11 protein-coding genes and 2 pseudogenes are annotated in these 14067 nt (G+C 64.4%); 11 read left to right on the forward strand and 2 right to left on the reverse strand.

Translation table 11 applies throughout. From position 1 onward, the window contains the following. The 10 genes and pseudogenes from ACOJVU_RS07515 to ACOJVU_RS07560 form a co-directional block, all read left to right on the forward strand. Positions 1 to 287, forward strand: a pseudogene (locus ACOJVU_RS07515) (hypothetical protein); the annotation flags it as partial. Between the two features lie 330 nt (positions 288 to 617). Then, a complete protein-coding gene (locus ACOJVU_RS07520) occupies positions 618 to 1997 on the forward strand; it encodes a PPE family protein (RefSeq protein WP_421529216.1) in 1380 nt (459 codons plus the stop codon). Positions 1998 to 2519: 522 nt separating this feature from the next. Further along, positions 2520 to 4433 (forward strand): hydantoinase/oxoprolinase family protein, encoded by a 1914-nt coding sequence (locus tag ACOJVU_RS07525; RefSeq protein ID WP_421529207.1) that lies wholly within the window; start codon positions 2520 to 2522, stop codon positions 4431 to 4433. A gap of 43 nt (positions 4434 to 4476) precedes the next feature. Continuing rightward, positions 4477 to 4893, forward strand: coding sequence for an acetone carboxylase subunit gamma (locus ACOJVU_RS07530; protein ID WP_421529208.1), 417 nt, complete (start codon positions 4477 to 4479; stop codon positions 4891 to 4893). A 36-nt stretch (positions 4894 to 4929) separates the two neighbouring features. Next, entirely contained in the window at positions 4930 to 7059 is a 2130-nt protein-coding gene (locus ACOJVU_RS07535) for a hydantoinase/oxoprolinase family protein (protein ID WP_421529209.1), read from the forward strand. Positions 7060 to 7092: 33 nt separating this feature from the next. After that, on the forward strand, positions 7093 to 9405 hold the full coding sequence (locus ACOJVU_RS07540; RefSeq protein ID WP_421529210.1) for a hydantoinase B/oxoprolinase family protein: 2313 nt from the start codon (positions 7093 to 7095) through the stop codon (positions 9403 to 9405). 268 nt (positions 9406 to 9673) lie between these two features. Then, complete coding sequence (locus tag ACOJVU_RS07545; RefSeq protein WP_421529211.1) at positions 9674 to 10462, forward strand: hypothetical protein; 789 nt, start codon at positions 9674 to 9676, stop codon at positions 10460 to 10462. Positions 10463 to 10605: 143 nt separating this feature from the next. Continuing rightward, positions 10606 to 10878, forward strand: coding sequence for a CoA transferase (locus tag ACOJVU_RS07550; protein WP_421529212.1), 273 nt, complete (start codon positions 10606 to 10608; stop codon positions 10876 to 10878). Between the two features lie 120 nt (positions 10879 to 10998). Next, positions 10999 to 11148: pseudogene (locus tag ACOJVU_RS07555) on the forward strand (PPE domain-containing protein); the annotation flags it as partial. 20 nt (positions 11149 to 11168) lie between these two features. Continuing rightward, positions 11169 to 12521: a 3-oxoacid CoA-transferase gene (locus ACOJVU_RS07560; protein ID WP_421529213.1), complete on the forward strand. Its 1353-nt coding sequence runs from the start codon at positions 11169 to 11171 to the stop codon at positions 12519 to 12521. A gap of 68 nt (positions 12522 to 12589) precedes the next feature. Here ACOJVU_RS07560 and ACOJVU_RS07565 read toward each other — a convergent pair whose 3' ends face one another. Beyond that, complete coding sequence (locus tag ACOJVU_RS07565; protein ID WP_421529214.1) at positions 12590 to 12988, reverse strand: hypothetical protein; 399 nt, start codon at positions 12986 to 12988, stop codon at positions 12590 to 12592. 72 nt (positions 12989 to 13060) lie between these two features. Between ACOJVU_RS07565 and ACOJVU_RS07570 the strand changes: the two genes are divergently transcribed. Next, entirely contained in the window at positions 13061 to 13864 is an 804-nt protein-coding gene (locus ACOJVU_RS07570) for a crotonase/enoyl-CoA hydratase family protein (RefSeq protein WP_421529215.1), read from the forward strand. Here ACOJVU_RS07570 and ACOJVU_RS07575 read toward each other — a convergent pair. Continuing rightward, positions 13861 to 13983 carry a Wadjet anti-phage system protein JetD domain-containing protein gene (locus ACOJVU_RS07575; RefSeq protein ID WP_421529217.1) on the reverse strand — a complete coding sequence of 41 codons (123 nt, stop codon included), beginning with the start codon at positions 13981 to 13983 and terminating at the stop codon, positions 13861 to 13863. The two genes, ACOJVU_RS07570 and ACOJVU_RS07575, sit on opposite strands and share 4 nt — an antisense overlap. Positions 13984 to 14067: the final 84 nt, after the last annotated feature.

The raw sequence follows: 14067 nt of genomic DNA on the forward strand, positions 1-14067 counted from the left end.
TGCCGCCAATGGCCAGCGTGGTCAACGCGCCACGGGGCAACGACACCTATTCACGGGGCCTGCACAGCCAGGTGCTCGGGCAGCAAGAGGGCGGAAAAGCAGTTGCCTCCGAGCGAACCCGCAGCCGCCCCGCACAGCCGCAACACAGCACGCTGGACGGAGTAGTCGCCGCGATGGGCGATCGGGATTTGCTCGGCCGGCTGCGCCAGGAACTGACTGATCTGGGCAACGAACGAGATGTACTCAAGCAGACGGCGGCTTTTTTGCTCGAAGAAGCCGGAAAATAGGAAACCCGTCATTATTGCCCGTTCACATTAGACCGCGCACCTGGGAATATTCAAAATTCCCGGGGTTTGGGAGGCTACACGGTGTGGTGGAAAGTAGATAAACGGCGGATGTTTTTCCAGGCGTGGCTGAACGGTACTGCATTAATTGCAGGCAATCAGCTTGCAGTCGATCAGCGCGTGAGATTGCGCCGCACACCCGATGCGGGCGCGTCACGACGGCACTCGGTTGGAGCTGTGCAGTGTCGCGCGGGTGCCCGTTTGATCAGGGAGACGCTCTAAATGATCGCGTTTGATTTTGCGGCGTTGCCGCCGGAGGTCAACTCCGGCCGCATGTATGCCGGAGCAGGCGCGGGGCCGCTGATGGCAGCCGCGACAGCCTGGGACGGGTTGGCCGCGGAGTTGAGTTCGGCAGCCGCCTCCTACCGGCGGGTGGTGTCCGAGCTGACGGAAAACCGGTGGCTGGGTCCGTCGTCGATATCCATGAACGCTGCGGCGGCACCGTATGTGAGCTGGATGAGCGCCACCGCCGCCCAGGCCGAGCAGACCGCAAACCAGATCAGGTCGACGGCCGCCGCCTATGAGGCGGCCTTCGCGGCTACCGTGCCGCCTGCGGTGGTTGCGGCTAACAGAGCACAGCTGGCGGTACTGGTGGCCACCAACTTTCTCGGGCAGAACACCCCGGCGATCGCGGCCACCGAGGCCCAATACGCCGAGATGTGGGCCCAAGACGCCACCGCGATGTATGGCTATGCCGGCGCCTCGGCAACGGCGACGGCGTTGACCCCGTTCAGCGCGACACCGCGAAACACCAACCCCGTCGGCACGGCCGCTCAAGCCGCCGCGGTCAGCCACGCCACCACTTCGGCGGCCACAAGTGCGACCCAGGCGGCTGTCAGCGTGCCCAACATGCTGGCTCAACTCTCCTCCGGATCGTTTTTCAGTGGTATATCCAGCAACCTAATCGACCCGCTGGAAACGCTATACAACTCATTTGCGGGTTTTGCGTTGTTGTCTCCGGGAGCCGAGTTCTCCGCTACTGGAACCTTATTCGTCATTTTCCCGATGATCGCGACGGCGGAAGGCCCCCTAGCGGCTGCGCTGTCAGCAACGCAGGCATCCGCGGCAGGTACCGGAGTCACCGGCGGTCTGGGAGCTACCCTGGTAGGTTCGCCTGCTTCGGCCGCAGCTACCGTAGGGTCGGCGAGTTTGGGCCAAGCCGGCGTCTCGGCAGGCTTGGGCCAGGCATCCGCGGTGGGCAGGTTATCAGTGCCGCCGTCTTGGGGAACATCAGCTCCGGAGATCCGGCTAGCCTCCACGGCCTTGCCTCTGAACAGCCTCAACGCTGCCGCGGTGGCTGGGCCGGAGAGTCCGGGAACTGCTCCATACGGTGTCATGCCGCCGGTCAATGGTCCGCTAGGCAGCGTGGTCAACACCCCCAAAAATGGCACCGGGACTCAGCCTCGGTGCCTGCGCAGCAAGGTCCTCCCGCCGTGGGCTGTCGGGCCGAACGTGCACGGACACACACCGGGCCGCCCGATTCAAACCCACTACAGCGCGCGAAGCACGCCACGCACATTGAGCGAGCGCGAACGCGCTGAGCTCGAGCAGCTGCGCAAAGAGCTCACCACTGTGACCAAAAAGCGCGACCTGCTCAAACGTGTCGCCATCTTTATGATTAAGCAAACGCAGAACAAGCAAGTGCTGAAGTAGCCCCAGCAGCAGACGTCAGCCTCTTTCGTGAGGAGCCGGGAGACTACCCTGCCATGTGGTCGTGGGCTTGACCCCGTTTGATGGACACACGGTCAGGCGGCTTGCGCCGTCTGACCGGTCAGGTCGACCTTGATGCCGGGCACATCGACATCATCCTGGCCCAAAGGCGATCGCAGCCGCGGGCTTGCCACTGACTGATCAGGTCATCGAGATCCTCGACACGTGCGACCGGCCTCGCGAGCGCATTTCGCCTCTCACCGGCCGTGACATGTTCCGAACAGCTCTACCTCGCCTGCATACCCGCCGCTCTACCCGCGACGTCAGATCCGGCATCCGTATCAAAACCCAGACCGCCAGCTGACCCAGGTTTCGCGGGCACATTGACGTCAGGCATTACGGCAAGTCGTGTCCCATCTTGGGACACGCCGCCGGCTCGGGATCTGGGCATCGTAGTCACAGCGGTGTGGTCCGCGACATACCTCGCATCGATTGTGAATCGCATCTTCCCGGAAACGGAGCACCATGGGAAACCTCATCAACATCGACAACGGTGGCACGCTCACCGACATCTGCGTGTGGAACGGCACCGGCTTCACGTTTGCCAAGACGCTGACGACCCCGCACGATTTGTCCGAGTGCCTGTTCACCGGGATCGAGAAGGCCTCGCAGACCTTCTACGGGGAAGCCGACGTCACCCGGCTGCTGCACGACACCGAGCACATCCGCTATTCCACCACCCAGGGCACCAACGCCCTGGTGGAGCGGCGGGGCCCGATGATCGGCATCCTGAGTTCGATCGCCGGGCTGCAGGACGACATGACGACGGGCACCGCCGAACACAAGCTGTTCGCCGATCTGGTGTCGGATCGCTTCCTGACCATCGACACGCACGCCGACACCGCGACCGTCGAGTTCGACACCGTGCAGAAGGTGAACCGGCTGACGACGCTGGGCGCCGCGCGGGTCGTGATCGCCGGATCGAGCCCGCAGGAGGAGCGCCGGCTGCGCCATGTCCTGCTGCGCAAGTTTCCCCGTCACCTGCTCGGCTCTGTTCCGCTGATCTATAGCTGGGAGCTGACCGGTGAAAGTGACGACGCACGCCGCGTGTGGTCGTGTGTGGTGAACGCCTTCCTGCATCCGACCATGGAGCAGTTCCTCTATAACGCCGAGCGGCGACTGCGGGCCTACAAGGTTGTCAACCCGCTGCTGGTGTACCGGAATGACGGCGCGTCCTCACGCGTCGCGAAATCGATTGCGCTCAAGACGTATTCGTCCGGACCGCGTGGCGGGCTCGAGGGCACGGCCGCATTGGCGAAGGTCTACGGGCTGCCGCATGCCTTGATGATGGACGTCGGCGGCACCACCACCGATATCGGTGTTGTCGAGGACGGCGCGGTGGCCGTGGTCGACCGCGGCAGCGTTGCGGGGGTACGCATCTCCTACCCGATGAGCGACGTCACCTCGGCGGGCGTTGGGGGCTCGTCGGTGATCCGCGTCGTCGACAAACAGATCACGGTCGGCCCGCAGTCTGTCGGTGCCGCGCCGGGCCCCGCGTGCTTCGGCTTCGGCGGGAAACAGGCCACCATCACCGATGTCAACCTGTTGCTCGGCATCCTCGACGCCGACACGTATCTGGACGGAACGTTCACCCTCGACCCGAGCCGGTCGGTGTCGGTGATCACCGACACCATCGCCGAACCGCTGGGAATCTCGTTGGACGAGGCGCTGATCCGCATGGAGCATGCCTACTTCCAGGCGTTGTCGGCGTCGTTCGCACATCTGGTCAAGGACGGCACCACGTTGCTGGCCTTCGGCGGTGCCGGGCCAATGAGCGCCACCGGCGCGGCCCGCCTCGCCGGTGTCACACAGGTGCTGGTCCCGCGCACGGCGGCGGTGTTCTCGGCGTTCGGGATCTCGTTTTCCGACATCGGCAAAACCTACGAGGTGCTCGTCGCCGAGCCGACCGCCGAGGCGGCCCGCGAAACCCACGACGCGCTGCTGACCCGTGCCGAACGCGACATGTTCCAGGAAGGCTATGCGCTAGCCGACTGCGAAACCATATGGCAGCTGCTGGTGGAAGGCGTCGACGACGCGACGGTGTCCCGACTGCCGTACCGGCCCGGCGACGAGGTCGACTACCCGAGCAGTGCGGTGTCGCTGCAGCTAACCGTCGCTGCGCCCCTGCCGCATCCCGATCTCGGCCATGACCGCGCGGTCGAGGCCGCTGCCGCCCCCTCTGCGGGCCACCGCAAGGTCCGCTCCGCCGCCGATCGTGTCGACGAGGTGCCCGTGTACGTCCTCGACGAGCTGCGTCCCGGCCACGCAGGTGCGGGACCGGCAGTCATCGAGGGTCCGTTCTTCACCGCGCGGGTGTTGCCGGGCTGGTCGTTCCGGGTGACGGCGGCGGGTGACCTGCTCCTCAACGACATCAGCTGAACCACAACTCATCTGAAAGAAACTCTGAAGAAAAGAGAATCCGATGCGCGTACCCATGACCGAATATCTCGTCATCGACCTCGACTCCGAGCGGTGGTTCTGCCGGGTGTGTGCCCACGACATGGGCTCGGCGCACGAGAACTACAAGCCGGCAACCCTGGTCTACGACCGCGATCCCCGCGAGATCCACCAGCCGATCATCGATCCCGACCGCTACGAGTACACATTCAGCCCGGACCCGACATACTGCCGGATCCTGGAGTACTACTGCCCCGGCTGCGGCACCCAGATCGAGTGCGAGTACCTGCCGCCCGGACATCCGCCGGCCGTCGACATCCTCATCGATGTCGCCGCCCTGCGCCGGCAATGGGAAGAGCGTGGGCTCGACGCCGAAGCCGTGCACAACTACGGCCCCGGTGAGGACGCCGAGAAGCACACCCCCGCAGGCCACATCCACTGACCACCTCGAACACTGGAGATCTGGAGAACTGGAGAGATGAAACGCATTTCGGTTGACATCGGTGGCACGTTCACCGACTGCTTCTTCGTGTGGGACGACATCTACGTCGACGCCAAGGCGCTGACCACCCACCACAACCTGGCCATCGGGTTCAACGACGCGCTCGACCTGGCGTGCAAGCGCGCCGGCCTGGACCGCTCCACGGTGCTGTCCGAGGTGGACTCGGTGCGGTACGCGACCACTCTCGGCACCAACGCGCTCATCGAGCGCAACGGCCCCAGAGTGGCCGCGATCGTCACCCACGGCTTCGAGGACACGATTCCGCTGTCTCGCGGCCGCGGCTACGGCGAGGGCCTGGATTACGGGATGCAGCAAAACCTTCCGGCCGCCGAGCGGCCCGAACCCCTGGTGCCGCGCGCATTGATCCGCTCGGTCAAGGAACGCGTCAACTTCGCCGGAAAGGTCGTGGTGCGGCTGGATCCCCAGGACGTGCGCACCGTGGTGCGTGAACTCGTCGACGCCGGCGCCGAGGCCATCGTGGTGTCGCTGGTCAACGCCACCGAGAATCCCGAACACGAACTGGCGATCCAGGAGATCATCCTCGACGAGTTCCCGCCGCACGAACTCGGCGCCATCCCGGTGCTGCTGGGCCACCAGGTGTCCGGCCGCAAGGGCGAGTACGTGCGGACGACGTCGACGATCATCGACGCCTATCTGCACGAGATCATGTTCCACGCGCTGGCCCAGCTGTCGAGCAATCTGCGCGACTTCGGCTACGACAAGCCGATGCTGGTGATCCACAACTCCGGCGGCATGGCGCAGACGAACTCCACCGATGCGCTCCAGACGATCCACTCCGGCCCGATCGCCGGTGTCGGTGCGGCCGAGCACCTTGCGAATGAGACAGGTATCGGTCACGTCATCGCGACCGACATGGGCGGCACGTCGTTCGATATCGGCCTGGTGCCGGAGGGCGGCGTGAAGCACTACGACTTCCTGCCCACCATCGACCGCTGGCTGGTGTCGGTGCCGATGGTGCACCTCGACACCCTGGGTGCGGGTGGCGGCTCGATCGCCAGCTACGACCGCATCCACAACTCGGTCAAGATCGGGCCAAAGTCGGCAGGCTCCAACCCGGGCCCAGCCTGCTACGACCGTGGCGGGTTGAAGCCCACGGTCACCGATTCCGACCTGTTGCTGGGCTATCTGGATCCGGACAACTACGCCAACGGCTACATCGACCTCAACCCGAAGCGATCGCTGTTCGCCATCGAAGAGGAGCTGTGCGACCCCCTCGACATGGATCCCATCGACGTGGCGCGGGTCATCAAGGACAGCGTCGACGAGCAGATGGCGATCGGCATCGGCAAAGAGCTGCGGGTCCGGGGCTATCTGCCCGAAGACTTCACCATGCTGGCCTACGGCGGCAACGGGCCGCTGCACGCCTGCGGCGTCGCGCGCCATGCCGGCATCAAACAGGTTCTGGCGCCGCCGTTCGCGTCGGTGTTCTCGGCGTGCGGCGCCGGCAACATGAAGCAGCTGCACTTCCACGAACGCGGTGTGCACGTGACGATGTACAACGCGACCACTCGGACGCTCTACGACAATTTCGACGAGTTCAACGCCGTTGTCGAGGCGCTGGAGGCGTGTGGCCGCGAGGATCTGATCCGGCAGGGCTTCGCCGCCGAGGACATCAGGCACCGACTCGAAGTCGACATGCGCTACGGCAACCAGCTGCTGACGCAGGCCGTGGCCTTGCAGGACATTCGCCGCATCAACGGCGTCGGCGACGTCCTGGAGATCATCAAGACCTTTGGCGATGTCTACAGTCACCGCTTCGGTGCGTCATCGGCCGCGCCGGAGGCCGGGATCCGCTGCAACACTGTGCGAGTCGCGTCGTTCGTCGACGGTGACGTGGTGAACTTCGAGACGTTGGAACGTGGCGGCAACCGCGCCGCGCCACCTCCCTCCGGTACTCGCAAGGTGCACTTCATCGGTCACGCCGACGAGATCGATACCCCGCTCTATGACCAGGGTTCGCTTACCGCCGACCGCGTGATCGCGGGTCCGGCGATCGTCACCACCGAGAACACCACTTTCCTCGTCGAACCCGGTTGGCGCCTGGAGCCGACGGCGCAAGGCGCCGTGTGGTTCCTGCAGGACTGACGTACATCCAAAACCAGTGAAGGACAACAGATCATGACCGCAGTGAATGAACGTCCGGCCGGTAGTCTTACCGCCGAGGAGCAGCAGTGGGTGGACCGGTTCATGGACGAGACCACCCTGTTTCTGGGTCCCGACCCGGAAATCATGCGCAGCCACAGCATCTCCGAACGGTCGCAGCACGAGGAGGTCGCGATCGCTGCCGGCGTGGACCGCCTGCAGGTGGAGCGTATCCGCAAGCGCATCGCGGGCGCGCTGGACGAGGGCTACGAGATGTGTTCGGCCCAGGGTGCTGCGCCCGGCGCGAAGTGGGGTGACCTCACCACTGCGATCTACACCGCGGCCGGCGACGTGTCGTATCTGTCGTGCCACGGCGTGATCGCCTTCAGCGCGATCCTGCACCACCCGATCCGTTACATCCTGAAGTACTGGAAGGACGAGCCGACCGTCGGCATCCATCCCGGCGATGGGTTCATCCACAACGACGCCCGGTTCGGCAATGTGCACAACACCGACCAGTCGATGATCATGCCGATCATCCGCAACGACGAGATCGTCGCGTGGGTGGCCGCCACCATCCACGAGGGTGAGAACGGCGCTTGCGAGCCGGGCGGCATGCCGTCCGGCTCGGAGACTGCGTTCGACGACGGGTTGCGGATGAGCCCGTTCAAGATCGTCGAACGCGGCCAACTGCGCCGGGATTTGCTGACCTTTCTGCAGCACTCGGTGCGCGACCCGAAATTGCAGCTGGCCGACCTGAAGGTCAAGATCACTGCGGTGCGCAAGATCATGGAGCGCATCGACAAGGTGATCGACGAGGTCGGCGTCGACACGTTCGTCGGGGCGCTGCGCACGACCGTGGAGGACGTCGACGTCGAGGTGCGCCGGCGTATCAGCGAACTCCCCGACGGTACCTACCGTTTCGACCAATTCATGGACAGCACGCTCAAGGAGAACATCCTTATTAAGTTCGCCTGCACCATCACCGTCAAGGGCAACCACATGACCGTCGACCTGCGCGGTACCGGGTCAGAAATCCTCAACCGTGCGATCAACTCACCACTGTGTTCGACGAAATCGATGATGATGCAAGCGATTCTGGCGTTCTGGTGGCCCGACCTGCCGCGCTGTACCGCCGCGATGAGCTGCATCGACATCGTCTCCGACGAAGGCACCTGGGCCGACGCCTCCTACGACGCCCCGATGGGCCAGTCCTTGCAGGCATCGTTCCGCGGGTTCTCGGCAATGCAGGCGCTCTACAGCCGGATGTCGTTCTCCACCCCGCACAAGTACAGCAACGTGGTTGCGAACTGGTTCAACCAGATCAACACCTTCCTGTGGGGCGGCATCACCCAGCACGGCGACACGGTGGGCAACCTGTGCGCCGACCTCAACGGGATGCCCGGTGGCGCAAAGCCGTTCCGCGACGGCGAGGACGCGGTCTCGCCCCTGTTCTGCGCCATGGCCGACCTCGCCGAGCAGGAAGTGATGGAGGAGGAGGTGCCGTTCATGCAGCTCGTCTCCAAGCGACTGGTCCGCGACAACATGGGCTTCGGCAAGTTCAACGGGGGCGCGGGTTACGAGATGATCGTGGCTGCCGAGGGCTCCCCGCAGTGGGGCTTCATGACGGTGACGTCGGGGGCGAAGTTCTCCTCGATATACGGGATGTACGGCGGCTACGGCTGCGGCACCTATCCGTTGGCTATGGTCAAGGGCGCCAACGTGTATGAGCACTTCCGGGCCGACAACACGAAATTCGACCTGTCCATGGAAAAGATCATGAACGAGCGACCATTCCCGGACGGCCGCTACTCCACCTACCACATGGGCCTGCAATTCGACCTCGCCAAGGACGGCGAGCTCTACATGATCAGCCAGGGCGCCGGTGGCGGCTACGGGGATCCCCTGCAACGGATGCCGGAGTCGGTGATCCGTGACGCCGAGCTGGGCAGGATCAGCCAGAAGGTGGCCGAGGACATCTTCGGCGTGCGATATGACCCCAACACGTTCCGATTAGACGCCGCGGCCACCGAGCGGGCCCGCACCGATGCCCGTCAGGCGCGCCTGCAGCGCGGTAAGCCGTTCGCGGAGTTCTGTGCGGAGTTCGTCACGCCCGAACCGCCGAAGGAGCTGGCCTACTACGGTTCCTGGGGCACCTGGACCCCAGACGCCCCGGAGATCACGGCCACCGTGTACACGATCGACGGCCCCACCCGCGTCACCGCACCGCTGAAGGAACTGCCAATAGTGATGGTGCCCGACCGCCGGGAGGTCAAGATCGGCAAGCTCGAGGCGCGCATCGCCGAGCTCGAGGACAAATACGGCGAGAACGTGACACGGCGGACTTGACAACACCGATCTGCAGGAAATGACTCGCCATGAAGAAGTCAAGCCGCCGATTTGGTGCTTGGGGGTGAATCAGGGTGCCAGGTCCGGTTGTCACGGATAAGGCCGTAGAGACCGTTGATGCGGCGTCGCGCCAGGCAGCCCGGTTGGCCAGGCGTCTCAAGCCGCACCACCAGGCCGGCAAACCACATGACAGCCTCACCCAACCCACCGGGTCACAACCCAACGTAACAACGCGAAGTAACTGCACGTACAAACTTAAGGAACTCCAATGAGTGTGAAATCGCTCGTGGCCGCCCCGCCCAGCGGGCGGGCCCGCCCGCTGTTGATCAACGATGTCGACTACTCCACCGCGGTGATCCGCCAGGACGCTCCGCTGCCGTGGACCGACACCACCTTGGCGGCATCACATTTCGGGCAGGTACGGGATCTGCTCGATCCGGACGCACTGTGGATCGACATCCGCCGGTTACAGAGTGCGCACACCGGGACGCGTCCGGAACTGTTGGCCGCCATGGGTGCTCGCACCCGCACCGGATACCCGCTGCGGACGTTGCTGCGTGACGAGACGATGCTCGCGGCGAGCCTCGAGGTGCTCGGGACCCTGGCCAGTACGACGCGGCGTCAACTCGTGTTGCACGTGCCGTCGCCGGCGTCATGGCTGTCGTGGACCCACAGCGTGGCCGGCAACCCGCTCGACGGGGTGGATTCCGACCGCGCCGACAACGCCTCGATGTATGTCGCCGAATGGCTCGGCCAATTGGGTTCTTTACCGGTGGCTCTCGTTCTGCTCGATGCCCGCGGACGGCCGGCGGAGACGCCGGAACGGCTGGGGGCCTACACCGCGATCGCCAATGTCGCCGGCCACTTCGACTGGTCGTTGGCGCTGTGGGACGACAGCGGGATCGAAAGGGCGCCCGGCGACCCGGCAATCAGGCTGCTGGCCGACGAATTTTGGACCTCGGGCGCCGACATTCCCGACGCCGACATCCTGGTGAGCACCATCCCCGGCTCGGCCTCGCCCGAACAGGTACTCGAACAACTCGGGAAGCTACGCTGAAGAGATCGCATGGACAAGACAGTTGCCACGGCCGCCGACGTTCCCGACTCGATCATGTTCACCACCGGGGGTTTTGGCATCTGTGGTATCGCCGCCGCATTGCGGGCAGCCTGGCCGAGCTTGGCAGCCGCGATATCACGCTGGTGTCCAACAACTGCGGGACCGCCGGGGTCGGCAACTCGCTACTGTTGGAGAACCGCCAGATCCGGCGGCTCATCGCGTCCTATCTCGGCAGGAACACAGAACTCGAGCGCCAGTACCTGGCCGACGAGGTGGAGATCGAGCTCAACTCCAAAGGCACGCGCCGGATTACGAGCTGTCGGGTGAGGTGGCCAGATCCCAATTCCGCTTTGTCGAAACAATCTCAAGACTTTGGCAATCGCGAAAGCTGGAGTCGGATTGTTAAACATAGTTGAACATGCAGCCGGAAACGCCTGGAGTGCTACCAGATGTTTGCACCGGAAATCGATTGTGGAGTCCTGCCGGACTTTTCGCTCGCGGTGAACTCGCAGCCGACATCTTAGGAGGTTTTAGCGGTGGATGTTGCGGCGCCGCCGCCGGATATCAACTCCGGTCGGATGTATGCCGGAGCGGGAGCGGGCCCGCTGATGGCTGCCGCGGCGGCTTGGGACGGACAGCTGTCCGGCCGGATGTTGATGGAGGCCGCGCATGCCGTAACGGCGGCCGACGATGAGAGGAGCAGTTTGTGAGAAAAGTCCATCCTGACGCAGAGTCGGCCCTGCAGCGCTTGCTGAAGGACGGCATCACCATTGCCGCCGGCGGGTTCGGTCTGTGCGGCATTCCGGAGAACCTGATCCAGGCTCTGGCAGACAGCGGTGTCAAGGACCTCACGATCGTCGGAAACAACGCCGGGGTAGACGATTTCGGCATGGGCCTGCTGCTTAAGGCGCGGCAGGTGAAGAAGGTGATCGCCTCCTACGTCGGCGAGAACAAGGAATTCGAACGCCAGGCGCTGGCTGGCGAGCTGGACTTGGCCCTTATCCCCCAGGGCACGCTGGCGGAGAAGTTACGTGCCGGCGGCGCCGGCATTCCCGGCTTCTACACCCGTACGGGCTATGGCACGGTGCACACCGAGGGTAAGGAAACCCGGGTTTTCGACGACACCGAATACGTTCTGGAAGAAGGTATTCGGGCCGATGTAGCGCTGGTCAAAGCGTGGAAGGGGGACACGGCGGGCAACCTCGTCTATCGCAAGACTGCGCGTAACTTCAATCCGATGGTCGCCACCTGCGGCGCGGTGACGGTCGCTGAGGTGGAAGAACTCGTCGAGGTGGGCGAGCTGGATCCGGACCTGGTCCACACCCCGGGTATTTATGTGGACCGGATCATCGAGGGGCGTAACTATGAGAAGCGCATCGAATTCCGCACCGTCAGCACCGGCGCCGAGCGCAACGGCGACAGCCCGATTCGCGAGCGGATGGCCCGGCGCGCCGCCGCCGAACTGCGCGACGGCTACTACGTGAACTTGGGCATCGGCATGCCGACGCTGGTGGCCAACTTCATTCCCGACGACATCAACGTGACGCTGCAGTCGGAGAACGGGCTGCTCGGCATTGGCGCCTACCCGCCCGACGAGGTGGTCGATCCCGATCTCGTCAACGCCGGCAAGCAGACGATCACGAGCATCGCCGGCGCAAGCTTTTTCAGCAGCGCCGATTCCTTCGCGATGATCCGTGGTGGCCACATCGATCTCTCGATACTGGGTGCCCTCGAGGTGGCGGAGAATGGCGACCTGGCCAACTGGGTGGTGCCGGGCAAGATGGTCAAGGGGCCGGGCGGTGCGATGGACCTGGTGTCGGGCGTCAAGCGCGTGATCATCTTGATGGATCACACCGCCAAAGACGGCAGCCCGAAGATCCTCAGGCAATGCACGCTGCCACTCACCGGCAAAGGCGTGGTGGACATGATCATCACCAACCTCTGCGTGTTCGACGTCGAACCGGGACACGGACTCGTTCTCACCGAGTTGCGTCCCGGGGTGACGGTCGAGGAGGTGCGCGCCAACACCGGCTGCGATTTCAGAGTCGCCTTGAGTTAACGGTGCGTCTCGTCAAGCGCGGCTAGCTTGCGCACCTTGGTCGCTAGCGCACCTTTGGCGCTAGGACTTCAAGAGTGGTTTTGAGTTCTCAGGCTGCGTTCGGCAGGAGGCGATCCGCCGGCCGTGACGTAGCGCAGCAGTGCGCCCATCCCGTCGACGGATGCAACCCGGCTACCGGCCCGAACCAATGATGCGCCAGTCGCAATAGCGGCCAATGGCAATGCCTCATCCTCGTGTGCGATGCACTGTAGCGGTTCCCCGGGCTCGACTAGCGTATCGAGATCGGGTGCGACGGTGGTGCGAGCCGGGCCGGTGACCATGGTGGCGTCGCCGAGCGCGCCACGTGGTTGCGGTTTGCTCGACAGCATCTTGCGAGTCATGTGAATCTTCGAAACAGACTGCGGCCAAAGGACTTTGCACAGTGCTCCGGGAGAGCCATCAGCCACCAAATCGAGGGCCCTGGTCACGATCCATTTCCTTTACTGCCACCTCCACACCGCGGGTGGCTTAAGCCGCCGCCGTCGCGGTAGGTTTCGAACATGGCCGATGACAGAGTTCAGGTGAAGATCGGCGCCGGTGGCGTCGCAACGGTGACGATGGTGCGCGCCGACAAGCACAATGCGCCCGACCGGGCCATGTTCGAGGGCCTGACGAACGCCGCAGAGCAGTTGGCGAGCGATGCGTCGGTTCGCGCGGTCGTGCTGCACGGCGAAGGCAGGAGCTTCTGCTCGGGGCTGGACATCGCCAGCTTCATGTCCGGCCAGGGCGGCACCGGGGTGCTGCTGGAGCGCGACGGCGGCCGACTGGCCAACTTCGCACAGCGGGTGGCCTACGACTGGTCGTTGGTACCGGCGCCGGTGATCGCCGCGATCCACGGGAACTGCTTCGGCGGCGGCCTGCAGATCGCGTTGGGCACCGACATCAGGGTCGCTGCACCCGAGGCGAAGCTGTCGATCATGGAAGTGAAGTGGGGTCTCGTTCCCGACATGGGCATCACGCAAACGCTGCCGCGACTGGTCCGGATCGACGTCGCCAAGGAGCTGACGTTTAGCGTCCGGATCGTCTCTGGCAGTGAGGCTTTGGCTCTCGGGTTGGTCACACGAAACGACGACGACCCGCTGGCGGCGGCCCTGGCGCTGGCCGAGGAGATCGCGCAGAAGTCCCCCGATGCGGTGCGTGCCGCCAAACGTCTCTGCGACGAGACATGGACCAGCCACGACGCCGCCACCGCACTAAAACGGGAGTCCGAGTTGCAAACCGGGTTGATCGGCCAGCCCAATCAACTCGCCGCCGTGGTGGCCGGGATGTCAGGCGAGCCACCGGTCTTCGTCGACCCCGTCTAGCGTCGGCTCAGTGTCGGGATGAGCCGTTGCTCGGCCCAATGCCAGTCGATTCGCTCCTGTTCGAGGCGCACCCCTTCACCCAGCCCGTCTGCGACCAATTCTGAGTAGGCGGATTCCAGTCAACGTCGCAACGGGGACGGTTGCAAGACTAGCGGAATGGGTCTGCCGGAGACGGATGTAGCGCGGGTGCAGCGGTGGTGCCG

This window comes from Mycobacterium sp. THU-M104, from assembly GCF_049197365.1.
Classification (GTDB): Bacteria; Actinomycetota; Actinomycetes; order Mycobacteriales; family Mycobacteriaceae; genus Mycobacterium.